General features: G+C 41.3%; 23 protein-coding genes. 18 read left to right on the top strand and 5 right to left on the bottom strand.

What is annotated here, in order from left to right:
- Nucleotides 1-91: 91 nt before the first annotated feature.
- On the bottom strand, nucleotides 92-1,243 hold the full coding sequence (locus tag ACK4HU_RS09455) for a DUF4221 family protein (protein ID WP_409806000.1): 1,152 nt from the start codon (nucleotides 1,241-1,243) through the stop codon (nucleotides 92-94).
- Between the two features lie 77 nt (nucleotides 1,244-1,320).
- On the opposite strand from ACK4HU_RS09455, the gene ACK4HU_RS09450 reads away from it, so the two are divergent.
- Together ACK4HU_RS09450 and ACK4HU_RS09445 are read left to right on the top strand one after the other, a co-directional pair.
- Nucleotides 1,321-1,713 (top strand): VOC family protein, encoded by a 393-nt coding sequence (locus ACK4HU_RS09450; protein ID WP_409805997.1) that lies wholly within the window; start codon nucleotides 1,321-1,323, stop codon nucleotides 1,711-1,713.
- Nucleotides 1,714-1,752: 39 nt separating this feature from the next.
- Nucleotides 1,753-1,986 carry a VF530 family DNA-binding protein gene (locus ACK4HU_RS09445; protein WP_409805994.1) on the top strand — a complete coding sequence of 78 codons (234 nt, stop codon included), beginning with the start codon at nucleotides 1,753-1,755 and terminating at the stop codon, nucleotides 1,984-1,986.
- 142 nt (nucleotides 1,987-2,128) lie between these two features.
- On the opposite strand, the gene ACK4HU_RS09440 is transcribed toward ACK4HU_RS09445, so the two are convergent.
- Nucleotides 2,129-5,071 carry a glycoside hydrolase family 3 N-terminal domain-containing protein gene (locus ACK4HU_RS09440; protein ID WP_409805991.1) on the bottom strand — a complete coding sequence of 981 codons (2,943 nt, stop codon included), beginning with the start codon at nucleotides 5,069-5,071 and terminating at the stop codon, nucleotides 2,129-2,131.
- 248 nt (nucleotides 5,072-5,319) lie between these two features.
- Here ACK4HU_RS09440 and ACK4HU_RS09435 point away from each other — a divergent pair, with 248 nt between their 5' ends.
- Genes ACK4HU_RS09435 through ACK4HU_RS09420 form a run of 4 tightly spaced genes read left to right on the top strand, consistent with a single transcriptional unit; the run spans nucleotide 5,320 to nucleotide 9,288 of the window.
- The gene (locus ACK4HU_RS09435; RefSeq protein WP_409805988.1) at nucleotides 5,320-5,724 is read left to right on the top strand and encodes a hypothetical protein; all 405 of its coding nucleotides are present in this window, start codon (nucleotides 5,320-5,322) and stop codon (nucleotides 5,722-5,724) included.
- Entirely contained in the window at nucleotides 5,717-7,558 is a 1,842-nt protein-coding gene (gene mutL, locus ACK4HU_RS09430) for a DNA mismatch repair endonuclease MutL (protein WP_409805985.1), read from the top strand. Before ACK4HU_RS09435 ends, mutL begins: the two co-directional genes overlap by 8 nt.
- A gap of 1 nt (nucleotide 7,559) precedes the next feature.
- Complete coding sequence (locus ACK4HU_RS09425) at nucleotides 7,560-8,351, top strand: rhomboid family intramembrane serine protease (protein WP_409805983.1); 792 nt, start codon at nucleotides 7,560-7,562, stop codon at nucleotides 8,349-8,351.
- A gap of 1 nt (nucleotide 8,352) precedes the next feature.
- A complete protein-coding gene (locus ACK4HU_RS09420) occupies nucleotides 8,353-9,288 on the top strand; it encodes a rhomboid family intramembrane serine protease (RefSeq protein WP_409805980.1) in 936 nt (311 codons plus the stop codon).
- 185 nt (nucleotides 9,289-9,473) lie between these two features.
- On the opposite strand, the gene ACK4HU_RS09415 is transcribed toward ACK4HU_RS09420, so the two are convergent.
- The 3 genes from ACK4HU_RS09415 to rlmN all read right to left on the bottom strand — a co-directional run bounded on the left by ACK4HU_RS09415 (nucleotide 9,474) and on the right by rlmN (nucleotide 13,896).
- Nucleotides 9,474-9,944, bottom strand: a complete 471-nt coding sequence (locus ACK4HU_RS09415; RefSeq protein WP_409805977.1) for a hypothetical protein — start codon at nucleotides 9,942-9,944, stop codon at nucleotides 9,474-9,476.
- A gap of 142 nt (nucleotides 9,945-10,086) precedes the next feature.
- A complete protein-coding gene (locus ACK4HU_RS09410) occupies nucleotides 10,087-12,759 on the bottom strand; it encodes a TonB-dependent receptor plug domain-containing protein (RefSeq protein ID WP_409805974.1) in 2,673 nt (890 codons plus the stop codon).
- 72 nt (nucleotides 12,760-12,831) lie between these two features.
- A complete protein-coding gene (gene rlmN, locus ACK4HU_RS09405; RefSeq protein ID WP_409805971.1) occupies nucleotides 12,832-13,896 on the bottom strand; it encodes a 23S rRNA (adenine(2503)-C(2))-methyltransferase RlmN in 1,065 nt (354 codons plus the stop codon).
- Between the two features lie 288 nt (nucleotides 13,897-14,184).
- Between rlmN and ccsA (ACK4HU_RS09400) the strand changes: the two genes are divergently transcribed.
- The 12 genes from ccsA (ACK4HU_RS09400) to dnaN all read left to right on the top strand — a co-directional run bounded on the left by ccsA (ACK4HU_RS09400) (nucleotide 14,185) and on the right by dnaN (nucleotide 25,144).
- Nucleotides 14,185-14,859, top strand: a complete 675-nt coding sequence (ccsA, locus tag ACK4HU_RS09400; protein WP_409805969.1) for a cytochrome c biogenesis protein CcsA — start codon at nucleotides 14,185-14,187, stop codon at nucleotides 14,857-14,859.
- A gap of 3 nt (nucleotides 14,860-14,862) precedes the next feature.
- Nucleotides 14,863-15,105 (top strand): CcmD family protein, encoded by a 243-nt coding sequence (locus tag ACK4HU_RS09395; RefSeq protein ID WP_409805966.1) that lies wholly within the window; start codon nucleotides 14,863-14,865, stop codon nucleotides 15,103-15,105.
- 11 nt (nucleotides 15,106-15,116) lie between these two features.
- On the top strand, nucleotides 15,117-15,533 hold the full coding sequence (locus tag ACK4HU_RS09390) for a cytochrome c maturation protein CcmE (protein ID WP_409805963.1): 417 nt from the start codon (nucleotides 15,117-15,119) through the stop codon (nucleotides 15,531-15,533).
- Between the two features lie 119 nt (nucleotides 15,534-15,652).
- Nucleotides 15,653-18,172, top strand: a complete 2,520-nt coding sequence (ccsA, locus tag ACK4HU_RS09385) for a cytochrome c biogenesis protein CcsA (RefSeq protein ID WP_409805961.1) — start codon at nucleotides 15,653-15,655, stop codon at nucleotides 18,170-18,172.
- Nucleotides 18,173-18,266: 94 nt separating this feature from the next.
- Complete coding sequence (locus tag ACK4HU_RS09380) at nucleotides 18,267-18,851, top strand: MarC family protein (protein WP_409805958.1); 585 nt, start codon at nucleotides 18,267-18,269, stop codon at nucleotides 18,849-18,851.
- Nucleotides 18,852-18,868: 17 nt separating this feature from the next.
- Nucleotides 18,869-19,705 (top strand): hypothetical protein, encoded by an 837-nt coding sequence (locus ACK4HU_RS09375; RefSeq protein WP_409805956.1) that lies wholly within the window; start codon nucleotides 18,869-18,871, stop codon nucleotides 19,703-19,705.
- 49 nt (nucleotides 19,706-19,754) lie between these two features.
- Nucleotides 19,755-20,210: a ribonuclease HI gene (gene rnhA, locus ACK4HU_RS09370; RefSeq protein WP_409805953.1), complete on the top strand. Its 456-nt coding sequence runs from the start codon at nucleotides 19,755-19,757 to the stop codon at nucleotides 20,208-20,210.
- Between the two features lie 151 nt (nucleotides 20,211-20,361).
- Nucleotides 20,362-21,273: a gliding motility-associated ABC transporter ATP-binding subunit GldA gene (gene gldA / locus ACK4HU_RS09365; protein ID WP_409805951.1), complete on the top strand. Its 912-nt coding sequence runs from the start codon at nucleotides 20,362-20,364 to the stop codon at nucleotides 21,271-21,273.
- Nucleotides 21,270-21,410, top strand: coding sequence for a hypothetical protein (locus tag ACK4HU_RS09360; RefSeq protein WP_409805948.1), 141 nt, complete (start codon nucleotides 21,270-21,272; stop codon nucleotides 21,408-21,410). Before gldA ends, ACK4HU_RS09360 begins: the two co-directional genes overlap by 4 nt.
- Nucleotides 21,407-22,126, top strand: a complete 720-nt coding sequence (gene gldF, locus ACK4HU_RS09355; RefSeq protein ID WP_409805945.1) for a gliding motility-associated ABC transporter permease subunit GldF — start codon at nucleotides 21,407-21,409, stop codon at nucleotides 22,124-22,126. Before ACK4HU_RS09360 ends, gldF begins: the two co-directional genes overlap by 4 nt.
- Nucleotides 22,123-23,805 carry a gliding motility-associated ABC transporter substrate-binding protein GldG gene (gldG, locus tag ACK4HU_RS09350; protein WP_409805943.1) on the top strand — a complete coding sequence of 561 codons (1,683 nt, stop codon included), beginning with the start codon at nucleotides 22,123-22,125 and terminating at the stop codon, nucleotides 23,803-23,805. The genes gldF and gldG overlap by 4 nt, the downstream gene beginning before the upstream one ends.
- A gap of 214 nt (nucleotides 23,806-24,019) precedes the next feature.
- Complete coding sequence (dnaN, locus tag ACK4HU_RS09345) at nucleotides 24,020-25,144, top strand: DNA polymerase III subunit beta (protein WP_409805940.1); 1,125 nt, start codon at nucleotides 24,020-24,022, stop codon at nucleotides 25,142-25,144.
- Nucleotides 25,145-25,256: the final 112 nt, after the last annotated feature.

Below are 25,256 nucleotides of genomic sequence, written 5' to 3'. Positions count from 1 at the left end.
CGGTCACTCGTACTGAGCGCAGTCGAAGTATCCAGCCCTAACCTAAGGAAAATTCGCTTACTGGCAGAATTGATTCAACCCCAAAATCCACCTAATTCCCCACCAGTTTAATTAACTCAAAGGCCATTTCATCTTCTTGGATTTCAGGATTATCAGGATGGCTCAGTGAAATGTACAGTCCTTTTTCTCCTACAAAGAAATTCGTGGGATAATAAGTACCCGCTTCGAATTTCGATTCTGTCAGGAGATTGAGATTTTCGTCAAGAACCATCACCACAAAGGGGCCTGGGCTATTTCTCAGAGCTCTTAATTCTTCATCAGTTTCAAATTGAACCGAAGGGTAGGCAAAGCGATAATAGACTTTGCGAAATGAATCATATACCAAGGATTCATAGCGTGACTTGGCAAATGCATATTCACTCATACCGCGACTATCAACATCTTTCAAAAAAAAAGGCATCTGATCATCCAAGTATTGAGATTTCCCTTCTTTTGATTCCAATACAGAAGCTTCATTATTTGAATGATACAGCCGATGATCCCCCATAAATGAAACCACGGTTCTGCCATTCTGATAGTGAAAACTATACTCCAATTGCTTTTGACCAGAACTCAAATAATCACTTGGGAATCCATGTGGCAGTAATCTCGTTGCGCCTGACTCTAAATTTATTGCACCTGACAAAACCAATCCATCCAATTTCTCCTGTGTAAATTCAGTTATTCGACCCTCAGCCCTCACTTTTACTATTAATTCTTTTCCATTTAAATTCGGTGGAGACACATAATAACTGTTGTGAGGAAAGAGATTTGAATAACCTTCAGGCAATTCAAACCGGATACGGTTTTTGATTACACCAGAAGTATCTGTGAGTACAATCTGCTTTCCAAACGGGGGGAATAGAAAAATACTGTCCAACGTGTGAACATGAAAATAACTCCACTCAAAACCATCCGCTCCTTCTCTCTCGAAAATCAATTCCTTTTCCAAAACTTGATTTTCCAGATCAAAGATTTGCAAAGAATTAGCATTCCAATTAGCATTAAAAAGGTAGGGTGTGTCACCTGCTAAGTATTCCAGCCCTGGACTAATATTCGAAGTTTGATCGTCAAGAGGAATAATGATTTTTTCACCAGAAGCCACTAGGCTCCAGGTTTTCACCTCTACTTCTTTTTCTTGGCAGGAAAAAATCAAAACTGAAAAAAGGCAGAGGTAAAAAGGTAATGCTGTAAACTTGTACATGATAATTGGTTTTAATCCGTAAACCAAAAACCAATCATTTGTCTATGAAAGAATTATTTTGATTTTAACATTTAAAAATGAAACAGCAACTCGGTCAAATCACGCTACTCGTAAAAGATTATGATGAAGCGATTCAATATTATACTGCCATCTTGGACTTTGAGCTTTTGGAAGATACCAAAATGAGCGAAACCAAACGCTGGGTGAGAGTTTCACCTCCCGGATCAAGCTGTCATTTACTTTTGGCAAAAGCTGCCGACGAAACTCAAATCAGTCAAATCGGACTTCAAGCCGGAGGACGCGTGTTTCTTTTCCTTTATACCGATGATTTCTGGAGAGATTACAAAAACTATACATCCCGTGGCGTGGAGTTTATCCGGGAACCAGCAGAGGAAGATTTCGGAACTGTATCCGTATTCAAGGATTTGTATGGAAATTTGTGGGACTTAATCCAACCTTTAGATAAGTAGGCAGTACCAGAGTTAACAGTATTCAGAAAAAAAACATCAATGGAACACCAACCCAAAAATCCACTACATGGAATAACTTTGGTCAACATGCTCGAACATCTCGTAGCAGTATATGGATGGAAAGAACTTGGAGAACGAATTACTATTCGGTGCTTCACCCATGATCCATCTGTCAATTCCAGCTTGAAATTCTTACGAAAAACACCTTGGGCAAGAGAACGGGTTGAAGGGCTTTACCTGAAATCACTGCGAGATGCGAAAAAAGAAGAATAAAATTAGATTTTCACTATTACATCAAATCGTGGTAAAATAAAAAAAACTCAAATTCTAAAATACCCCTCTTCCGTCTTCGGTCTCCGGTCTTCCAGCCCTTAAAACATTAGAATTCATAAACTGAAAGAAACAAATGTCCCACTTATTTCTTCATCGCCTCATAAATGATATCATGGATTTTTGTTCGGATGCCTTCATCCAACAGCTTATTGTTTTCAGCAGCCGGATACACCCTATTAGATAGAAAAACATACACCAGTTGATTTTCCGGATCAGCCCACACACAGGTGCCGGTAAATCCAGTATGTCCAAAGGTACTTTTGGGAGCAAATTTACTTGCTGATCCACCTCTTCCGTTTTCAGGTTCCGGTTTATCCCATCCCCAACCTCTTCTGCTGATATTCGATTGCCGTTTGGTGAAGGCATCTACTGTCTCTGGCTTGAATACGGTGACATCCCCATAAGTACCTTTATTAAGCATCAGCTGCATCATGACGGCGAGATCATTGGCAGTGCCAAAAAGACCGGCATGACCTGCCACACCTCCATACATCGCTGCTCCGGGATCATGAACATAGCCATGGACTTGACGCTTTCGAAAAGCCACATCATTTTCCGTTGGAGCTATTTTTTGCAAAGGCATTTTTCGATAGGGATGAAAAGTCAGCGTTTTTAATCCCAATGGGGCGTAGAAATTTTGGTCCAAAAATTCATCCATGGGCTGATTGACAATTTGCTCCACGACGGCTTGCATGAAATACATCGTCAAATCTGAATAGACGTATTTGTAAGGCTTAGGAAGCAAATCAGATTTGATTGTCCAATTCCAAATACTGTCTCGAAGTGCATCCCGACCAAACATTTCATTGGAAACTGAGCTACTAAAACCTGGCTCTATGGAAGCTTTGTAATAATCCCCTCTCCACTGACCTGCCTGGACAGTTTTGACATAATGTGGGATAAATGACTTCAGTCCAGCTTCGTGAATCATTACATTTTTGAGGACAAGATTGGCTTTGTTAGTTCCTTTTAGCTCAGGCAGATAATCTCCTAGCGTTTTATTCATATCCAATTCACCACGACTTTGGAGAAACATGACAGCTTGAGTAGTTGCAAGAACTTTGGTGACCGATGCAAGATCGTAAACAGTCTCTTTGGTGACTGGTGCTGTCTTTTTGTAATCTAAATAACCATAAGAACGCTCAAAAACAACTTTTCCATCTTTGAGAACAAGCACATTCGCACCTGGAGCGGCCTGCACCTGTATCATTCTTTCTGCTACTTTGTCTATTTCATTCAATCTCTCCGAGTTCAATCCCACACTCTCCGGACTTCCATAGGCAAGTCTGTTTACACCTGCCAGATAACCGCCTACTCCGTGAGAATATTGACCGCTAACAGTGACAGGCAAAATCCCCTGGCCTGGTCTTCCACCAAAAAGAACCTGCGGAACAAGCTTTTGAGTTTCTGAAGAGTTTTCATAGGCCAAAACCACATTTCCAAAACCTTCCAAAGCCTTGGCTCCATAAGCATTTCCAAAAAGGACCGCGACTACTTTTTGTCTTTTTTCCAAAGTCCTGATCAGTTGAATATCACCCGGAGCTATTCCGAATGCACGTTGAGGGCTATTGTTTACTCCCATCAAGCCAACCACAACCACATCATAATCCTCGAGTTGCTTGATAATATTATAATGGGAGGTTTCATTGGCTGCCTTTGGAACAGTATAATGATCAACTCCAGTGTACTTTTTCAAATACTCATTGAAAACCTTTCCATCATCTCCAATCGTTAGGCTTGCAAATCTTTTAAGGTCAAGATTTCTAAACGGGAGTAAATCTCCTTTATTTGCTGCTACAGTGATGGACTCAGCGTATAGCTTTTCGATGACCTCATTGGTTTTGGGAGTATGAAGTCGCTCGGCAATTTTATATGTATCGATAGGCTTATAATTATTCAGTCCCGCCCAATATTTTGCTTTCAGGATTTTTTTGACCCTTCGATTAATTTCAGATTCTTTGATCACCCCCCGGTCAACAGCATCTTTGATTAGCGTTTTTGCTTTAGGAACGTCCTGAGAATATAAAAGCACATCATTTCCGGCAAGTAGGGCTTTGAGATCAACCTCACCTGGCTTATTTTGATTAGCCACACCTTTCATGTTAAGTGCATCGGTAAAAATTAAGCCCTGAAAGTTCATCCGGTTTTGAAGCAGATCTGTGACTATAGGCTTGGAAAGACTAGAAGGAATATTCGATCCATTATCCAAGCTTGGCACATTTAAGTGGGCCACCATTACAGACATCAAATCTTCTCTGAAAAGCTCCTGATAAGGATAAAGATCTACATCCCAGATTCGCTTTTCGGCATGCTTGATCACAGGCAGCGTATAGTGGCTGTCGCTTTCCGTGTCTCCATGACCGGGAAAATGTTTGGCATTTGCGATGACTCCATTTTCCTGAAGCCCTTTCATATAGGCCACAGCTCTACGGGTTACCACATCTTTATTTTCACCAAAGGCTCTATAGCCGATGACAGGATTATTAGGGTTTGAGTTGACATCCACGACAGGTGCAAAATTGATGTGCATCCCCAACTCCTTAAATTGACGAGCGATCTCTGCACCCATTTCATAAATCAAATCATGATTCTGAATCGCTCCAAGGGTCATTGCTTTGGGGAAATTCGGAACTGAATCCAATCGCATGCCGATGCCCCACTCGGCATCCATTGCTATAAAAAGGGGTGTTTTTGATTGAGCTTGGTAGTAATTAGTTAATCTAGCTTGTCGATTTGGCCCCCCTTGAAAGAATATCAAACCTCCAAGATTTTCGGTTTTGACCAGATTACTGATTTCATCGATATGTTTTTGATCTTTATTAGAATAGGCTGCCACCATAAAAAGCTGGCCTAAGCGCTGCTCAAATGTCAAAGCCGAAAAGACACTATCCACCCATACTTGCTGTCTCACTCGGTCACTGCTATTCAATGGATCCTCATTTGCAACAAATGGATCTACCTTTCCCGAAGTAAATACCCCAAGCATTGCAACGAATGAAAACAGTACCCAAAGCTTCCTAGTCATGATCGAGATCAATTATTATTCTTACCTTTAAAAATGTATTGAAAGAGCGATGAAAGTGTGAACTTCCAAGAGTTTCCGGTCGCTAACCTTCACATATATGATACTCCAAAATGAATATAGCAAAGATTGGGCAACATTGGGTACGCTTTGGGGTTTAAAACGTGATAAAGTGTTTTACGGTATCATCACCATTAAACCTTCCTTGGTTTCTAATTGAGTATCAGCCCGAACCATAAACCGAATAGCTAATGAAATTCCCTTCTCTCTTTCGCACCGCAACCCCTATGCGGTATGATATTAAGCCAAGATATTATGATCCCGTAAAGGAGGAGATCCAACAGCGCACTTCCCGAATCAAAAAGGAACTGGAAAATGAAGGACTAATTAAACCAGGTGAAGAGCAGGAATTGGGGAGTTACGGCGGAGGTATCCGTGGATCTTTTTCTCAATACAAAGGAATCAAACAGCGCGAAACCAGTCTTTTCAGTTCGACTGCTATGATCCGAACTTTATTGTTTTTAGCTATGGTGGGGATGGCCTTTGGATACATTTACATAGGACCGGATATTTTCACCTACCTTCTTTATTTTGGATTGATTTCAGGTGGAATTTATTTTTTGTTCAGGATGAAAAACAGGGCTAAAAATGAGTGACATCATCCAACTACTTCCTGATGCGATTGCCAATCAAATTGCAGCAGGAGAAGTAGTTCAACGACCAGCTTCTGCACTCAAAGAACTTCTTGAAAATGCAGTCGATGCTGGTGGCACCTCAATTCAAGTAGTCATCAAAGATGCCGGAAAGCAACTCATTCAGGTCATCGATAATGGAAAAGGGATGTCTGCGACTGATGCTCGGATGAGTTTTGAACGTCATGCGACTTCCAAAATTCGGACCTCTCAGGATCTTTTTGCAATTCGAACTTTTGGTTTCAGAGGGGAAGCTTTGGCATCAATTGCAGCTGTAGCTCAGGTGGAACTGAAAACCCGACAAGCAGAAACCGAATTGGGGACTTTGATCCAGATTGAAGGTTCGGATGTGAAAAAACAAGAGCCTGTAGCAGTACCAGTTGGCACTTCTGTAGCGATGAAAAACTTGTTTTTCAATGTCCCCGCCCGTCGGAATTTCTTAAAATCCAATCCTGTGGAGATGCGTCACATCGTGGATGAATTTCAGCGGGTGGCGCTTTCTTATCCTGAAGTCGCTTTTTCGCTTTTTCAACAAGATCTGGAAGTCTTCAGCCTTCCTTCGGGAAAACTAAGTCAACGGATCGTCAGTCTTTTTGGCAAAAACTACCAAGGACAACTCGTCCCCTGCAATGAGGAAACGCCTCATGTGAACGTCAAGGGATATATCGGTAAACCAGAAAACGCAAAGAAAACACGGGGAGAGCAGTTCTTCTTTGTCAACAACCGATATATCAAAAGCTCTTACCTCCACCATGCTGTGAGTTCCGCTTTTGAGGGATTGATTCAAAATGATCAATTCCCATTTTATGTCCTGTTTTTGGACATCGATCCCGCACACATCGATATCAATGTGCACCCAACGAAGACAGAAATTAAATTTGACGATGAACGGACTGTCTATGCAGTGATTCGATCTGCAGTGAAACAAGCACTTGGCGCCCATCATGTGATGCCGGCTTTGGACTTTTCACTAGACGTCAACTATCAGGAAAACTGGACCAATAACCCGGATACAAAGGTCCAAGTGGATCGGGAATACAGCTATAAAACTTTCAACACACCAGAATTCAAAAAATCGTCAGTTTCAGGTTGGGAGCGACTTTTTGAGGGAAATTCCAATCCAATGCCAACTGCATCACAACATTCCGATGAAGAACATGAAATCCTGACTTTCCCAAGTAGGGCATCATCAGATGAATCAAGGTTCATGATTCCATCTCAGGAAGCTGAAGCGACGGGAACCACATTTCAGGTAGAATTAAGTTATATCATCGCCCAAACTTCAACTGGTCTTTTGATCGTGGATCAGCAAACCGCGCATGAAAGAATTCTTTATGATCGCTACCTTCGCCAACTTAAATCGGCTCAAGGAGCATCTCAACAGTGCCTATTTCCTCCCACTGTTCAATTAAACGCCGGAGATTTTGCCTTGGTAATGGACATGCTCTCGGAACTCTACAGTCTTGGATTTATCGTAGAAGAATTTGGCAAGGATACAGTATTAATTCAGGGTGTCCCGGCTGATGTCCAAGTGAAAAATGAAAAAGAACTTTTTGAGGGGCTTATCGAGCAATTCAAAAACTTCAAAAATGAACTTTCTTTGGATAAACGAGAAAATCTGGCTAGATCACTTTCTCGTAGAGCTTCTATAAAAAAAGGGCAAAAGCTCAACTCTCAAGAAATGGAAACCCTCGTTGGACAGCTTTTTGCCAGTCAAAACCCAAATTATTCTCCGGCGGGGAACAAAACTTTCGTGAAATTGGATTTAAATAACATTCACTCCTTTTTTGGAAAATAGCATGTTTAGAAATCTTACTCCAGTTGTCCAAAATCTCCTGCTGATCAACATTGTTGTTTTTTTAGTAGCAAATTTTGTGTTTCCCGTTTTGAACCAGTGGTTTGCGCTTTATTTTATCCAAAGCACCTATTTTAGGCCATTCCAATTCGTTACCTACATGTTTATGCATGCCGATTTTTGGCACTTGTTCAGCAACATGTTTGGGCTTTTCATTTTTGGTCCTCTATTGGAGCAATTCCTGGGGCCTAAGAAACTATTCATCCTTTGGATGGTTTGTGGAGTAGGTGCTGGTATTTTGTATTCTGGCTATTCCATGTATGAATATAAAAATCTCGAAAGGAAGGTTTTGGCATTCGAAAGCAATCCCGACCCTGAGTATTTCAACAAATTAGTATTGGAGAATCGCGGGTATTTTTCTCCTGAGGTTTTTGACTTTGTTGGTCAATATAGCCGAAACCCTGAAGATCCCATGTTTATTGAGCGTGCTGAAAAGACACTTCAAGCCATTCTTAAACTTCGATCTAATCAGCCGATGGTCGGTGCATCCGGTGCACTTTTTGGAATTTTGGTCGCTTTTGCAATGCTTTTCCCAAATACACAACTATTTCTGCTTTTCCCTCCAATGCCGGTAAAAGCAAAATATTTGGTGGGAGTCTATGCACTTTATACGATTTATAACGTATTCGTAAACAACCCGACAGACAACGTGGCCCATTTTGCACATTTGAGCGGCTTAGTCATTGGGGCGGCCTTGGTTTATAATTGGAAAAAAGACAGAAACAGTTTCTATTGATATGTACGGTGGTTTTTGGGATAATTTAAAAAATGCCTTCAGGCATAGTGACAACAGCCTTTATAAGCTGATTGCTATTAACCTTCTTGTATTTTTAGGTCTGATGGTCATTCGTGTGTTTTTGACCATCAGCGGATATGGAGACATCTATAAAGTCGGTCTTAGCCAGCTGATGATGCCTGCTTATCTTCCAAAGCTTGCCACCCAACCTTGGTCAATTTTGACCTACATGTTTCTCCACGAGGGATTTTTTCATATCATTTTCAACATGCTCTTTCTGTACTGGTTTGGACTGTTGATCCATCAGTATTTGGGAAGTCGAAAGTTGGCCAACCTCTATATTCTTGGGGGAATTTTCGGAGGTTTATTCTATGTCCTTATTTACAATCTTGCTCCTTATTTCAGCGAATCTGTACAAAGTTCGATGATGCTTGGAGCCAGTGCAGGGGTGTTTGCTATTGTGGTTGGGGCAGCGACATTGACTCCGCATACAACCTTCATGTTGATTATTATTGGCCCCGTGAAGATCGTCTACATAGCAGTGTTTTATGTAATACTATCCTTTGCCAACTCCATTGGTGCAAATGCCGGTGGGGAAATCGCCCACCTAGGCGGCGCTCTTCTAGGCTTTCTATACATCACCCAGCTGCGAAGAGGAAATGATTGGGGAGTACCTGTACAGAAAGTTGGTATTTTCTTCGAAAACCTATTAAGTCAGCGAAGAAAAGTAAAAGTTACTTATCGAAGTAAGGCCAAAACATCCAGCGGAGGAGGATTTGCGAGCTTTTCAAATAAATCAAATCCAAGTTCAATTGCCAAAACTCAGGATGCAACTCAGGAAGAGATTGATTCAATTCTTGACAAAATAGCTGAAAAGGGTTACGATGCTCTGAGTAAGGAGGAAAAGCGAAAACTATTTGAGTTCAGCAAAAAGTAAAACTTCTACAGCTTCCAGTATTTTGAAATTCTCTTTTTTGGTTATCAGCTACGTTGTCAGTGGATCAAAACTATTAATGGGATTTGGCTCAAACTGCACTACTAGGCTCTTCAGTCTTCGGTCTTCCAATCCCAAATCTTTGGAAAATTCTCCAACTAGGAGTAAAACGCCTGTCCATATTCTCTTTAAAGCGGAAAAGCAAATCCAAGCCTAAATCCTGATTCTTGCCTAAATTGACTTTGGAATCGGAATTCCGTACTCAATCCGACCCATTCTGTCAAGACGATATAAGCACCCACACCGACATTGGCCCCAACATAGTCACGTTTTGTTCCTGGCTGTCCAGGTTGATTGTTTTCGAAGGTTTGGCTGTATCCAGCCATAAAATAAAGCTGTGAGGGCCCTTCTGTTACATAGTAGCGAAGATCGAAGCTGAAGTTACTGGTATTGCCAACTTGTGGAAAATACTTAACGAAGCTCGGCATCACGGCAAACTTATCTATAAAAAAGTATTCTGCTCCTGCTCCTACGCCAAATTCTCCAAACCTTAAGTTGTAAGTTCCCAAGGCATGAATTCGCGTATCCCCTTGTTCCTGAGCAAAAGCATCAATAGAGAAAACACTCACAAATACTAAAAACAGCAAAGTCTTTTTCATCTGTTTATAATTTGTTTAAAGTTGTCAGATTACTATCCCAAACCTTTCTTCATTAGGAAGGTCTGGCGAAAGCAGAAAGGTTTGGTTTCATGGTACTTTGTTTTTTAAAAAGGTAAGGGGCTTCGTCGAGCTTTGCAAGTAATTATTGGATGACTTTGACTGCTCTACCCAATCTTCCCTGTGCATCCATTCCTTCAATGATAATCAAATGGCGATTTGCTCTGTCAGAATTATAGAACTCAATTTGAGCTTTTCCAGAAGCATCTGTTTTGATGGTGGGATTCCAGTAGATTGTAGCTCTACTATCCGTAGCGGCATTTTCTACTGTTCTTATATCATACTTTGGAGAATAAAATTCCCGAGGAGAATCATAGCCTCCATACTGTGTCACCAATGTTCCTCCCGTACTTCTTGTGCTCATCCCTGCACCGAATTTAGTATAGACAGCTATCACCCCATTTGCTCCCTGAGCACCAAAAATTGCCGCTCTTGCAGGGTCTTTAAAAACATCGACACTTGCTACATCTCTAGGATTAATCTGCAATAAAGTCCCTGCATCAACTGGCATATTGTCAAGAAGATACAAGGGTTCTGTACCAGCATTGGCAGATCCTACACCTCTGATAAGAACAGATACACTCAAGCCTGAAATAAACACCTGAACCCCAGAAACTCTTCCTTGAATCAATTGAAAAACATTGGTAAATGCGACATTTCCGGGGATTTTGTCGGGATTGATCGTCACATCCCCAACTCCATATATTTTCCGGATTTCTTCATCCTCCTTTTGAATGGTCTTAGCCTCTACAGTCACCCCTTCCAGATCCAGAATATTTTGATCTTCATTGAGCTTTTGGAGCATATTCCGTTCAGCAAAGGTTTCCGCTAATGCTGTAGGCCAGTCAATTTGATTAGGATAAGACCCGGAGATCTTAGAAAAAACTGCTTCTGGTTTTATGATGGAAACATCTACGAGCCTTTTTACACGGGAGTCTTCGGCAGTAATAGTTACAGCCACTGAATCTTGATAATCAAGTTCGGTAAATATAAACCGCCCATTTGGACCAAATTCAGAAGAAACTATTTCAATTCCATCACCCAAGACTGCACTCACTTTTCCTCCGGCAAGGCCCCTTCTTGTTTCTTGTTGTTCTTTTACTTGCCCTTCGATATTTATTCCTCTCTCTATAAAATTGGTGATCTCCGGTAATTTGTTAGACATCACGTCATCCCAAGAAAATCTTCTCCAACCATGGGTCATCATGACCAAATCTAAAACTTCTAGGGTTTCCTCTTCCTGATCTTTAAAATAATAACCTGGTTGGTGGATTTTCCCTCGGAGATCAGAAGTAAGGAGCAAGGTGGAAAATATAGTACCAAACTCATCGGACTGATCACTTACTTGGTCTGCATCGCTTACGGCTATGGAGAAAGAGCCTGAAATCGGCTGATTTAGAATTTTGCTTGACAGATTCAAGGCTACTTTTCCTCTGGGATTAATGGATCCGGTGTGGGACAATTCCAACTTAAGGAAGTCGTCCATTTGCATAAAAATCAGTCGTTCAAGTAAAGGTTTGCCCTCTGAACTCAACACAGTGATGTGATTAATACCAGAGATCAAGTTTTCCTTTGGAATCCGTACGCCCCAGACTCCATTGGCTAGGGCGCCTTGAATCATGTAATTGATCACTCCTCGAGTCTGAGAGACAAGTAAAAGTGAGTTTGGTTCGTAGTTACCTTGCACAAATACAGTGACAAAAGCTGCATTGGGGTTGTTCACTACTTGTACCACTAGGCCTTCAGTATCAGCTTTCGGTAGAGGAATTGTTTGACTCTCTTTGGTTTTAGGATTGGTGATGCTTGCTGAATACTCAGCTTTAGTTGGTGTCAATTCCACTTTTCCCATTCCTCCAAATCGAGAAGTGAACTCCAGCCCTTCAATGTCTCCTTGGATTGACACAGGGATTCCATCTGGATCAATGGCCCGGAAAGCTACATTTGCTTTTTTTCCAATCACCCAATGCCCCCCCTCGGGCAAAAACTGTATGTCTGCAAATTTGAGGGCATAAGGTAAGCGTATGGTTTGAGTCACAGGATAATCTCCGTTTTCAAAGTATGTCAGCTCAAGGCTTTGACTTGGGTTGGCCTTTTCAGGGATAGAAAATGAAAATGTAGCCTGACCCTGGGAATTCAGTGAGATTGATTGCTTATGCAGCTCTGCATCACCCGCCAACGCTCGCAACTCAAGCGTTTGGTTTGCCAAAGGATTTCCAGAACTGGAGACAGCATCAAGTTGTACCAGATATTTTATTTGACCTAAACCAACAGAAATTTCCTTGAAATCAACCTTAGGTAAAAACGACCCTCCCGCTCCATCTACTACTACAAAAGAAGAAGTTAAGAAATATTCCTCTCCAAAATTTCGCATCCAGGCCGTGTAAGCTTTGATTTGGTAAGTCCCTGTTTTGCCAAACCTGGGAATCTTAAAATCCCCCGATCCAAGACCATCCTCCATTCTGACTTTCCGCTGCTCGAGCAATAGTCCCGACCCATCGAAAATATCAACATAAAGTGTACGGCTCAAGGGTGATGGGATTTGATTACTCCCTGCTAATAGATAAGCACTAAACCATACATCCTCACCAAGCGTGTAGGTACGCTTATCTAGGTGCAGATAGGATTTTTCAGTTGGAAATTCTTTTTGAATTTTTTGGAAATAGCCTTGAATTTGATCTGGAAGATTTCCTTGTGCCAAAATAGGTGAAATGACAAAAAGAGATGCTGCTAGAAGCAACATAGAAAAAACTGATTTCATGCGTAGAATAGTTGGTTGTTGTTAAAGGTCGTAATAAAACTATTGGTTGCTTTAAAAGCAAGTAAAAGTTTGTTAAATACTTGTCAACTGACCAACTTCATTTTTGTTAGCCAACTGTCCGCAAGCGGCATCAATATCCTGCCCTCGTGATTTTCGGACTTTGGCAATGATTCCGTTTTGTTCCAAAATCCGTACATACATTTCCACCGCTTCCGGCTTAGCTTGCCGGAATTCGCCTTCATCGATTGGATTATATTGAATCAGATTGACTTTGGAGGGGATGATTTTGCAGAATTTTGCCAAAGCTCTAGCATGCTTTTCATCGTCATTTATCCCGTCCCAAATCACATATTCGTAGGTTACTTTCCTTTTTGTTTTTTGGTACCAATATTTTAGTGCTTCGGCGAGTTCCTCCACAGGATTGGAATCATTGATCGGCATTAAGCGGGAGCGTGTTTCATTGATTGCTGAATGAAGGGAAACGGCAAGGTTGAATTTCACCTCATCATCTGCCATTTTTCGGATCATCTTGGTCACCCCTACGGTCGAAAGGGTGATTCTTCTTGGGGCCATTCCCAATCCTTCGGGTGAAGTGATTTTGTCAATTGCCTCAATCACGTTTGCATAATTGAGTAAAGGTTCACCCATTCCCATAAAGACGATATTGGTCAGAGGCCGCTTGAAGTAAGTTTCAGCTTCTTCCTTGATCGCAACTACTTGATCGTAGATTTCACCGGGAGAAAGATTACGCATTCGTTTCAGTCTTGCGGTCGCACAAAAATTACAATCCAAGCTACAACCCACTTGAGAAGATACGCAGGCTGTGATTCGCTTGGTAGTTGGAATCAATACCGACTCCACAATTTTATCATCAAAAAGCTTGACGGCGTTTTTGATTGTGCCATCGGTACTGTGCTGCATCAGATCGACCTGAATGTGGTTGATAATGAAGTTCTCTTTCAGCATTTCCCTCGTAGCAAGGGAGATGTTGCTCATGTCGTCAAAGTTCTTGAGCGACTTGTTCCACAGCCAATCATAAACCTGTTTTGCCCGGAATTTTTTATCCCCTTTTGCCAAAAAATAATCCTCAAGCTCGATAAGGCTAAGTTTACGAATGTCGATCTTTTGATTTTCCACGAGGCAAAGGTAAGGATTGAAAGATTGAAATATTTTAAAATTGAAAAATTGGCAGGAAAGTGTCGGACTCCCAGTGTGGATAGAATTGGATGATCGCACAGATTCCGGACTTGTAAGTTTCATCCGCCCCATCCGGAATGATGCTGATTTCGGTATCGTAAATCGTAATTCTTAAACTTGTGCTGAGCGTAGTCGAATCATCGTAAATCCTCTCGCCTTTTATGAGAAAAATCAGGGTATTCAGGAACTTATGCCGTATTTTTGTGCTTGAAATAGCAAACTCACCCTATGCGCCAATCTTGGTGGAAAATTCTGGCAATCGGACTCCTGCTGTACACGCTCACTGCCGGATTGCTGATGGATGTACCTCGCCTTCCAATCTTAAATGAAACCATTCGTGCACTTCACTTCCATGTTACGATGTGGTTTGGGATGATTCTAATGCTTGTTGTAGCTGTCATTTACAGCATCAAATACTTGAAAAGTAATAACCTCGAGCATGACGACATGGCAATCGAATTCACCAATGCTGCTATTCTGTTCGGTGTATTGGGCATTGTGACCGGAATGCTTTGGGCCAAATTTACTTGGGGAGATTACTGGAGTGGGGATCCCAAGCAAAATGCTTCAGCTATTGGGCTGTTGATGTATTTTGCTTATCTGATTCTCAGGGGAAGTATTACTGATCCTCAACAGAAAGCGCGAATCGGTGCCGTCTATAACATATTTGCATTCGCTGCATTCATTCCTTTGATTTTCGTTCTTCCTAGATTGACTGATAGTTTACATCCTGGAAACGGCGGAAATCCTGGTTTCAATGCATACGATTTGGACTCAAATCTTCGAATGATATTTTATCCAGCTATTATTGGTTGGACCCTTTTGGGAGCTTGGATTGCAACTGTACGTGTAAGAATTCTTCGAGTGGAGCGTCACCTTGAAGATAAAATGCTAAACTCTTAAGTGATGAAGAAATTAATAACTATAGCTCTGTTGATCTTTTCTATGAGTGCCTTGGCACAGGAAAAGATACCGGTTACAGCGTCTGATTACTCAAACAATTCGGTAGAAATGGCCGATCAAATGCGGGCTGACGGAAAAATCTACGTATTGGTCGGTATCATCACAATCATTTTCATCGGAATCACAGTTTATGTGGTAAACACCGATCGAAAGATTTCCAAGATTGAAAAAAACATAACCTCTTAACTCGTATTCCAATGAAAAAAGGACACATCATCGGCCTGGGAATTATTGCCATCGCGATTGTCATCATCATGACTTCAATCGGAGATGCAAGCAGTTACGAAAGCTTCAACACTGCTTGGGAAATGAAGGAAGACGGAGAGGACAAGTCCATCCACGTAGTCGGTCAATTGAAAAAGGATGAGTCCGGACAGGTGATAGGACTCGATGTGAGAGAAGATAAAGTTTCGTTTACCTTCCTATTGGTGGATAATGAAGGAACTGAACAAAAGGTATTTTACAATGAACCGGTGCCAGCTGATTTTCAGCGGACCGAACAAGTGGTAGTAATTGGATCGTATCGTGACAAAGAAATCTTTATAGCAGATAAAATCCTGATGAAATGTCCATCCAAATATCAGGAAACAGAAGTGCAGGCGGCAGGAATGTGATGTTGAAATGCCCATGAGAAATTCTTCTCCTACGGGGGTAAGATTATTTAGGGCATTCCATGTGGCATTTGAAAAACAAATTACTAACACATAAAAGCTTTTATCCCAAGTAAAAAATCATGATTAATACCTTTGTGGGTAACCTTGGCCACCTGATGACCATCGTGGCTTTTGTAAGTGCTTTGGTGACAGCCTACGCTTACATCCAATATTTTCGAGCGAATGAAATTGAAAAAGCAAGCTGGAGAAGATTCAGTAGAATAAGCTTTTACATTCATACCGGATCTACAATGATGATCGCTTTTTCACTTTTTGAGATCATTTATAATCATCGGTTTGAATATTTTTACGCCTATTCACATTCATCCAAAGCACTTCCTGTTCACTACATGATCTCCAGTTTCTGGGAAGGTCAAGAGGGGGCCTTTATCCTTTGGGCCTTCTGGAATGTGATTTTGGGGGTGATTCTGATCCATACCAACAAGTTTTGGGAAGCACCGGTAATGGTGGTTTTTGCCTTGGTTCAGGCTTTTTTGATTTCAATGATTTTGGGCGTTGTGATTGGCGATTTAAAGATCGGCAGTTCCCCTTTCATGCTTTTGCGAGAGGCAACGCAAGCCCCGATTTTCCAGCTAAATCCTGACTTTGTACCTGAGGACGGAACAGGTCTAAACCCATTATTACAGAATATTTGGATGGTGATCCACCCTCCGACTCTTTTCTTGGGTTATGCCTCGACCTTGGTTCCATTTGCTTTCCTGATAGGTGGATTGGTAACTAAAAGATATTCCGAGTGGATACGTCCGGCCTTGCCTTGGGCAATTTTCTCGGCAATGGTTCTTGGAATGGGAATCATCATGGGAGCCTACTGGGCCTATGTGACATTGAATTTTGGGGGCTATTGGAATTGGGATCCGGTGGAAAATGCCGTGTATGTTCCCTGGTTGATTTTGGTGGCTTCCATCCACACAATGATCACTTTCAAGAAAAGTGCAACCGCCCTCAAGACCTCAATTGTTTTGGTCATCATGAGCTTCATTTTGGTGCTATATGCCACTTTCTTGGTCAGATCTGGAGTTTTGGGTGATGCCTCGGTTCACTCATTCACTGACTTGGGCCTATCGGGACAGTTGCTAATTTACATGTTATTCTTCCTAGTTATTGCTGTGTTTTTGGCTGCAAGAGCATGGAAGCATATTCCCACTTCTGAAAAAGAAGCCTCGGTTTATTCCCGAGAGTTCTGGATTTTCTTGGGTGCTGTGACTTTGGGTTTAATGGCCTTTCAAGTGATTTTACCTACTTCAATTCCAGCTTGGAATGCATTGGTGGAAAGCTTTGGAGGAATTTCGAATATGGCCCCACCTGCTAATCAGATTGAATTCTACACCAGGTTCCAATTGTGGTTTGCCGTAGCGATTGCCTTATTGACTTCTGTTGGACAGTTTTTCTGGTGGCAAAAAATTGACAAAAAAGCGCTGAAAGATGCTTTGGTTACTCCATACATCATCTCTGTTTTGATCTCAGCTGCAATTATCGTTTTGGCTAAAGTCTATGACTGGAAATACATCATCATTGTACTTGCAGGCACATTTACGATTGTGGCCAACGCTGTGATTTTGTCGAAAATCCTCAAGAAATCAACCTTCAAATTAGCTGGTGGCTCTTTAGCTCACATTGGTTTAGGGATGATGCTGATTGGAATTATGTTCAGTTCGGGCTATTCAGAAGTTATGTCAATAAATATGTCCGGACTCACTTACAGTAATAGCTGGGAGGATGAAATGAACAAAGAACACGTGCTTCTTTGGATCAATAAACCCACTCAAATGAAGGACTACACCGTCATCTACCGTGGAAGGCAAAAAAAGGTAGTCGGAGTATCTGAATATGTCCCTTCTAAAATTCTGGAATCAACCGGAAATGTCAACGAAGCGATTGCACTAGCTGACTTCAAAGACGATTTCAAAAAAGGTGACATCGTGAAGGTTGTTTTGGAGGAAAATGACTACTTCAAAATCGACTATATGCAGAGTGAAACATTGAAGTTCTCTCTAAGCCCTATGTCTCAATTTAATGCAGGTATGGGAGGATTAATCTCATCTCCAGACTCTAAAATCTACCTAAATAAGGACTTGTACACTTACGTCGCCGCGATGAATGATTACGAAGATCCCGAGTGGAAAGCAGAGGAAAACTATGAGGTTTCGCCAGGGGAACAGTTCCACATCGCTGATTATGTGACCTATTTTGATGGAGCAGAAGTCTTAAAAGAAATCGAAGGATATCAGCTTCAGGAAGGTGATGTGGCTGTAAAGGCCAAACTCCGTGTGCTGGATTATGACACTGAAAAATTACTTGAGCCCACCTTCATCATTCGAAACAATCAGGTTGGCAAACTCCCCGTCATCGACACCGAACTTGGTCTCAAAGTGAGTTTGGAAAATATCCTTCCCGAGAAAAATAAGTTTGTCTTCAAAGTCAATCAATCTCAGAAAGACTACGTGGTAATGAAAGCCATTGTGAAACCTTACATCAACGTGCTTTGGATCGGAACCATTATCATGCTAATTGGATTCACTGTCGCCATAATCAGGAGATTTGATGAGTTCCAAAAGATGCGGGATAAAGGATTGGAGTAATTTGATTTCAGATTTGCGATTTCGGATTTCGGATTTTTTCTACCCTAGATGCGAAATCGCAAATCCAATATCCGAAATCCGCTAACTTTGCAGCATGTTGGATTTCAAACAGATTCTTTCCGTTTCGCTGATTCTTTTTTCTGTGATTGATATCTTGGGTTCGATCCCGATTGTAATCAATTTGAGAAAGAAAGTTGGTCATATCAAATCTGAGCGGGCAACACTAGCTGCGGGGCTTTTGATGATTGCTTTTTTGTTGGTTGGAGAATCGATACTTAGACTCTTCGGAATAGGAGTCAGCGATTTTGCCATAGCAGGTGCTTTAATCATTTTTGCTTTAGGGGCGGAGATGATTTTGGGAATTGAACTTTTCAAGCCCGATCCAGAGGCTACTTCCAGCGCCTCTATCGTTCCAATTGCATTTCCGTTGATTGCGGGTGCTGGAACGCTGACCACCATACTAACTTTGAAAGCGGAATTCGAACAGGTCAATATTGCCATCGGAATTTTGCTCAATCTGATTTTTGTTTATGCCGTACTAAAAAGCACCACTTGGCTGGAAAGTAAGCTCGGAAGATCGGGTCTGGACGTTTTAAGAAGGATTTTTGGAATCATTTTGCTTTCAATCGCTGTAAAAATTTTCAAGACAAATGCGTTTCCAATAGAGGCAATCAACTGAACTGATAGATTTAATTAATGAGAAAGATTTTCATTTTAACCCTATTTTTAGCTAACCATACGACTCTTTTAGCTCAAGAATTTCTCTCCTCACTTTTAGATAGAACAGATTTTTGCAATTCAGAATTATCAGAAGAACAAACAGCTCAACTTAAAGATGAACTCTTTGGATTAGAGGATTATTTTATAAAAAAAGGCCTATTAGCAGATAAATCCGGGAGGAGTTATCATGCTGTTTATAAAAAAATAGCAGCTGAAAATAATTTGAATTTCAACCTCGACAGTACGTTTCAAATGTTGAATAGCCTTGATTTTAAGGTTTTATTAACCTGCTATTATAAGGTTCTTTGCAATGGACAGTTAAGTGATTTGAATTTAAATCATTACGTAGCCGGACTTCGAATTTCCGAATATAATGCGGAAGAAATAAGCCCAAGAATTGTTGCCCAAAGGATTCTTGATAATCTAACAATGGACGATTTCGAACTGGATTTTTTCAGAGTTTCGTCACTTGTCACTTTTTATCTTATCGCTAATTCAACCTCCATAATAGATCAGATATTTGATTCTAATGAAGAGACAGATTCCAATTTTGAATACATTAAAGTTCTGTTGGATGAAAAAAGCAGAATTTGCATCGAAAAGAAAATCGTGAGTGTGGATAAGGCTAAAGCAAAAATCAATCAGTTTCTATCTCAAGATCCTAATAATAGAGGAATAGAATTAACCAGCTCTAGGAGTGCGACATACAAATCCTATCTCGAGCTAATGGAGGAGATTAACGCCATCTATAAAGAATTGAATGAGGGATTTAGTCCTATTTCAAAAAAAATCATAATGAAGGTAATGGACTGATAAACGATTTAAAATTGATCCACCGTTAATTTTTCCCGATTTTTACCACATGATTATCATTTTCACAGATGGCGCTGCCAAAGGAAATCCAGGGCCGGGAGGTTATGGAGCAGTCCTGAAATTTGGGCAACACCGAAAGGAACTTTCTGAAGGGTTTCGCCTCACTACCAACAATCGAATGGAATTGCTTGCGGTAATACGAGCCCTTCAAGAATTGAAATCCACTGAATTTCCGGTTCAGATCTACTCAGACAGCAAATATGTTATAGATGCAATTGAAAAAGGTTGGCTCTGGAATTGGCAAAAAAAAGGTTTTAAGGACAAGAAGAACCCTGACCTTTGGCTTCGCTACATTCCCCTCCACTTGAAATACAAGCCAAAGTTTCATTGGGTAAAAGGCCATGCGGGAAATGTAGAAAATGAACGCTGTGATCAATTGGCTGTTGCAGCCGCCGAAGGTTATGGACTGAAAGCTGATACCGGCTACGAGGAGAGTTTAAAGTAAAATGTTTAGCTATTAATTCAATTTGAAACATTAAGAAATTAAGGCCATTAAGATTTTATTACAAAAAGGAGGATGAAGTTTCTGTCACTTAAACTTAATTTCCTTAATGAACTTAATGGTTATATAAAAAATCAGAATTAGATTTCCATTTATGTCACTCGAAGTTTCCCAATTAAGTAAGTTTTATGGAACCCAAAAAGCACTCGACGGAGTAAGCTTTGCGGCTACGCCTGGGCGGATTTTGGGATTTCTTGGGCCAAATGGAGCAGGTAAATCGACCACGATGAAAATCATCACGGGTTATCTTTCCGCTGATGCGGGAGAAGTAAAAGTGCTGGGAGAAAATGCGCTGGAAAACCCCAAGTTGGTTAGTCCCAAAATCGGGTACCTCCCGGAAAATAATCCTCTCTATTTAGATTTGTATGTTCAGGAATTCTTAGAGTTCTCCGCTGGTCTCTATGGAATGAAGGCCGACCACACCAAGGGCCGAGTAGCTGAATTGATTCAGAAAACAGGACTTACTTCTGAGCAACACAAGAAAATCGGCCAGCTTTCAAAAGGCTATCGACAGCGGGTTGGCTTGGCAAGAGCCTTGATTCACGATCCCCAAGTGTTAATTCTGGACGAACCGACCACTGGCCTGGACCCAAATCAACTCGTAGAAATCCGTCAATTGATTCAGGAAGTTGCAGCCAACAAAACAGTAATCCTATCTACTCATATCATGCAGGAAGTAGAAGCGATCTGTCAGGACGTGGTCATCATCAATAAAGGAAAAATCCTCGCTGTGAGTCCACTTTCGGAATTAAAAGTAGGTTCTGGACAAATCGAATTAGTCTTGGAAACTGAAGAAGAACTGGAACTGGCGTGGTTTGAGAAATTGGAAAAAACACGATTTGGGACAAAAGGAAAAAAGCAGTTAGTTGTGGATACAAGCGATCCCATAGAAAGCAGAAAAGTGTTGATGCAGATTATCACCGAGCGAAGTTTGAATTTGAATAGCTTAAATCAAACCAAGAAGAACCTTGAAACGCTCTTCCGAGAAATTACTAATTCCCAATGAAATCGACCATAACTCAAAAGTCACAAGCAGAGAAGATCAGCCGATATGCGAGATTCTCCCGAATCAAGCCTACCTACCGTTCAGGCAAGTACGGGACAGGCTATGTGGCCTTAGGAAAACAGTGGATAATCACATGAATAGTCTCTTTCTTAAAGAAATCAATGCATTCTTTGGTAGCTTGACTGGCTATCTGGTTTTGGCATTGTTTCTTATTGCGCTGGGATTGATCGTTTGGGTTTTTCCCGAGAGTTCGGTTTTGGAATATGGCTTTGCGGATTTGGAAGCGCTGTTTTCTTACACGCCGCTTGTATTTACTTTTTTGGTTCCCGCATTATCCATGCGCCTGATTTCGGAGGAAAGGAAGACGGGCACTTGGGAGCTTTTGCGCACCTCTCCACTTTCTTTAGTTCAGATCATCTTAGCAAAATACTTAGCCTTAGTCGCTTTAGTTTTCTTGGCTGTTTTGCCTACACTTTTGTATGCTTACAGTATTATACAGCTAGGCGACCCTGTCGGAAATCTTGACCTAGCAGGCTTTTTTGGGAGTTGGATAGGGCTGCTGATGATCGGAGCCACTTTTGCCGCGGTTGGACTATTCGCTAGTGCTTTGACTTCTCAGCAGGTGGTAGCGTTTGCGCTAGGCGTTTTTCTATGCTTCGTTTTGTACTTTGGATTTACTGCACTTTCAGAAATGCTTATTGGAGATTTAGCCTACTTCGCAGAGGAATTAAGTCTCAGCTATCATTATATCAGTTTGAGTCGTGGTGTCATTAATAGCGATGATATTTTCTTCCTAATTGGAATGATCTGGGTCTTTTTGGGGGCTTCTGTTTTGGTTTTGAGAAATAAATGAACAGCCGGGGACTCCATACCACCAAACCCTATATTATCCTGTTAGGAGGAATTTTCATATTATTCCTATTGGGGCAATTCCTTCGGTTTCGGATCGATTTAACTGAAGAAAAGCGCTTCTCCGTACATCCTGCCACAAAAGAATTACTGGAAAAACTGGATCGTCCCCTACATGTAGATATTCTCCTCACCGGAAAAAACCTTCCGGGCGGCTTTCGCAGACTTCAGAAGTCAATCGAAGAAACAGTCCGGACTTTCAATGCTTATTCCTCGGAAAATATTACAGTTTCCTACTTCGATCCACTGACGGTAACCGATTCCCTTCAGGAAGAATTCATCTACACTTTAGCTGAATATGGGATCAATCCAACCAATGTTTTTTCAAGTCAAAACTCGGGGCAGCAAACGCAATTGATTTTCCCTGGGATTTTGGTGGCTGATGATGAATACGAAACTGGCGCATTAATCCTCAAAGGAGAGCGAGGAATGTCCCCCGATCAGATTCTGAATACCTCTATAGAAAATCTGGAATTTGAACTCAGCAATGCCATCCGAAAACTGGTCAATCCTGAAAAAGATGCCATTGCCTTAATCATCGGTCATGGTGAGCTTTCCGAAGATGATGGATTTGGCATCGTCGAAGCCCTTGATGGACAATATGAGGTATTTAAAGTTCCTCTCGATCAGGCAAAATCTGTTAACGATCTGGCAAGTTTTGGGACTATTTTTATCATAGGACCAAAGGAATCCTACACGGATAGGGAGCTTTATTTATTGGATCAATACGTCATGCAGGGTGGAAATCTGGTTGTGGCAGCTGAAGGAGTGGATGTTGATTTGGCACAAGCTGGAGGCGAAGGCACATTTTCTTTTCCCCTGGAAAATGAACTGGATCGGCTCCTTTTCAGATATGGTGTTCGAATCAACAAAGATTTAATTCAAGATCTTAATTTAAGCTATATCCCTGTGCTCGGAGGGAATTTTGGAAATCAGGAACAATTGGTTCCCTTGCCTTGGCCATTCTATTTCAATGCAGGACGGGTCACAGCTCATCCGATCACGAAAGCTTTGGATCAAGTAAACTTTCGATTTGCCAGTAGTTTGGATACAGTCAAAGCTGATGGAGTTATCAAAACACCTTTGATTTTTGGATCACAAAATGCAAAAATACTTCCCGCACCATCGCGAGTTGCGTTTTCTGATATGGAGCAGGCTCCAAAAGTCGAAGAATTCACACTTCAAAATCTTCCTTTGGCATACCTACTTGAAGGAAAATTTACCTCGCTATTCAAAAACAGATTTATACCTGAAAGCTTCTCTAAAGCTGATTTTCAAGAAAGTGGAAATGGGAAAGTGGTCGTTTTTGGAGACGAATCAGTCTTCCAAAGTCAGCAAAGCCTCCAAGTAAATCAGCCCTTGGGATTAGGTGAGGATCCTTTTGCTCAAACTACGTATGCAAATAAGCAGTTGCTTCAGAATCTTGTCCAATTCCTTAGCGATCCCGAGGGAATTATTGCCTCCCGGACACGGACACTACAAATTAGACCTTTGAACAAGGTCAAGGTTTCACAACAAAAACCCTTTTGGCAAGGAGTAAATGTGGCCTTACCTGTTCTGATTTTAAGCTTGTTGGGTGGGATTATTCTTTTTATAAGAAAGCGGAAGTACTCCAGAAGCTAATCTGACTTTATTATAAAAAATTGCAGATAAATTTTCGGGATAAGATCATTTCGACCCATCGAATTAGCATTTTATTTATAAATTTACCCCGCTAGATTTAAAAATTATTTTCAGCCCCTCGATAAGAAATCGAGTATGAAGAAGACCCTCACCCTGTGAGTTTAATTCGACCGTGCGAGATTTCACATAGCTTTAAAGAAAAAATTATACCGATATGAAATTTATTGTTTCCTCTTCTGCACTTTTGAAGCAGCTTTCTTCCATCAACGGCGTCGTAACTACCAACCCGGTTGTCCCTATTCTTGAAAATTTTCTTTTTGAGATTAAAGATTCCGAATTGACCATAACTGCTTCCGACTTGCAGACTTCCATGATGACTCAACTTCACGTTGAGGCAAAAGAAGATGGAAATATTGCTGTGCCTGCACGTATCCTGATCGAAACGCTAAAAAACCTTCCGGAGCAACCTGTTACTTTCAGTATTGATCATGATACCTACGCAGTCGAAATCAGCTCAGACAATGGTCGCTACAGATTGGCAGGTGAGAACGCAACGGATTTTCCAAAAATTCCTACCGTAAACAATGCTACCACCGTGGATATGTCCACTGAAGTACTTTCCTCAGCAATTTCAAACACAATTTTCGCAACGAGTTCCGACGAACTTAGACCCGCAATGACGGGTGTATACATCAATTTGAGTGATACCAATACAACTTTTGTAGCAACAGACGGTCACAGATTGATCAGATACAGAAGAGTGGACATTGCTTCACCTAACAGTACTAGCCTGATCATTCCAAGAAAAGCGCTGAACTTACTGAAGACTACACTTCCAAGTGAGAATGTACCTGTCACAGTAGAATTCAACCAATCCAACGCATACTTCAAGTTTAACAATATCAAAATGATCTGCCGTCTGATTGACGAGAGATATCCTGATTACGAAAACGTGATTCCTGTTGACAATCCAAACCGAATGAACATCGATCGTTTGGAGCTTTTGGGTTCATTGCGAAGAATTGCAATTTATGCCAATAAGACTACGCATCAGGTTAGATTGAAATTGACGGGTAGCGAGCTGATGATCTCTGCAGAGGATTTGGATTTCTCCAATGAAGCAAACGAGCGGCTTTCATGCGATCACGACGGGGAGGACATCGAAATCGGGTTCAACGCAAAGTTCCTAGTGGAAATGCTCAATAACCTAAGCTGCAAAGAAGTTAGCTTGAGATTCAGCGCTCCAAACAGAGCTGGATTAATCCTTCCAGCCGAACAAGATGCCAATGAAGACATCCTTATGCTCGTAATGCCTGTGATGCTTAACAACTACGTATAAGTTTAACCACAACCATAAACTAAAGTCCGGGTCTTTGATTCGGACTTTTTTTATTGAGAAAAATTCGGGAAAGAATTATCGAGTGAGAGAATATCTTCTGCTTCTCCCGTAG

Source organism: Algoriphagus sp., assembly GCF_046296635.1.
Classification (GTDB): domain Bacteria; phylum Bacteroidota; class Bacteroidia; order Cytophagales; family Cyclobacteriaceae; genus Algoriphagus.
This window is presented reverse-complemented; position numbering and strand designations above follow the sequence as displayed.

What these genes read in the sequence shown, in the direction of transcription:
- ACK4HU_RS09415 (WP_409805977.1), bottom strand. Translation starts at nt 9,944, where the DNA reads ATGAAAAAGACTTTGCTGTTTTTAGTATTTGTGAGTGTTTTCTCTATT.
- ACK4HU_RS09450 (WP_409805997.1), top strand. Translation starts at nt 1,321, where the DNA reads ATGAAACAGCAACTCGGTCAAATCACGCTACTCGTAAAAGATTATGAT.
- ccsA (WP_409805961.1), top strand. Translation starts at nt 15,653, where the DNA reads ATGATTAATACCTTTGTGGGTAACCTTGGCCACCTGATGACCATCGTG.
- ccsA (WP_409805969.1), top strand. Translation starts at nt 14,185, where the DNA reads ATGCGCCAATCTTGGTGGAAAATTCTGGCAATCGGACTCCTGCTGTAC.
- rnhA (WP_409805953.1), top strand. Translation starts at nt 19,755, where the DNA reads ATGATTATCATTTTCACAGATGGCGCTGCCAAAGGAAATCCAGGGCCG.
- ACK4HU_RS09440 (WP_409805991.1), bottom strand. Translation starts at nt 5,071, where the DNA reads ATGACTAGGAAGCTTTGGGTACTGTTTTCATTCGTTGCAATGCTTGGG.
- ACK4HU_RS09445 (WP_409805994.1), top strand. Translation starts at nt 1,753, where the DNA reads ATGGAACACCAACCCAAAAATCCACTACATGGAATAACTTTGGTCAAC.
- gldF (WP_409805945.1), top strand. Translation starts at nt 21,407, where the DNA reads ATGAATAGTCTCTTTCTTAAAGAAATCAATGCATTCTTTGGTAGCTTG.
- ACK4HU_RS09380 (WP_409805958.1), top strand. Translation starts at nt 18,267, where the DNA reads ATGTTGGATTTCAAACAGATTCTTTCCGTTTCGCTGATTCTTTTTTCT.
- ACK4HU_RS09360 (WP_409805948.1), top strand. Translation starts at nt 21,270, where the DNA reads ATGAAATCGACCATAACTCAAAAGTCACAAGCAGAGAAGATCAGCCGA.
- ACK4HU_RS09410 (WP_409805974.1), bottom strand. Translation starts at nt 12,759, where the DNA reads ATGAAATCAGTTTTTTCTATGTTGCTTCTAGCAGCATCTCTTTTTGTC.
- dnaN (WP_409805940.1), top strand. Translation starts at nt 24,020, where the DNA reads ATGAAATTTATTGTTTCCTCTTCTGCACTTTTGAAGCAGCTTTCTTCC.
- ACK4HU_RS09375 (WP_409805956.1), top strand. Translation starts at nt 18,869, where the DNA reads ATGAGAAAGATTTTCATTTTAACCCTATTTTTAGCTAACCATACGACT.
- ACK4HU_RS09395 (WP_409805966.1), top strand. Translation starts at nt 14,863, where the DNA reads ATGAAGAAATTAATAACTATAGCTCTGTTGATCTTTTCTATGAGTGCC.
- gldG (WP_409805943.1), top strand. Translation starts at nt 22,123, where the DNA reads ATGAACAGCCGGGGACTCCATACCACCAAACCCTATATTATCCTGTTA.
- mutL (WP_409805985.1), top strand. Translation starts at nt 5,717, where the DNA reads ATGAGTGACATCATCCAACTACTTCCTGATGCGATTGCCAATCAAATT.
- ACK4HU_RS09425 (WP_409805983.1), top strand. Translation starts at nt 7,560, where the DNA reads ATGTTTAGAAATCTTACTCCAGTTGTCCAAAATCTCCTGCTGATCAAC.
- gldA (WP_409805951.1), top strand. Translation starts at nt 20,362, where the DNA reads ATGTCACTCGAAGTTTCCCAATTAAGTAAGTTTTATGGAACCCAAAAA.
- ACK4HU_RS09435 (WP_409805988.1), top strand. Translation starts at nt 5,320, where the DNA reads ATGAAATTCCCTTCTCTCTTTCGCACCGCAACCCCTATGCGGTATGAT.
- ACK4HU_RS09420 (WP_409805980.1), top strand. Translation starts at nt 8,353, where the DNA reads ATGTACGGTGGTTTTTGGGATAATTTAAAAAATGCCTTCAGGCATAGT.
- ACK4HU_RS09390 (WP_409805963.1), top strand. Translation starts at nt 15,117, where the DNA reads ATGAAAAAAGGACACATCATCGGCCTGGGAATTATTGCCATCGCGATT.
- ACK4HU_RS09455 (WP_409806000.1), bottom strand. Translation starts at nt 1,243, where the DNA reads ATGTACAAGTTTACAGCATTACCTTTTTACCTCTGCCTTTTTTCAGTT.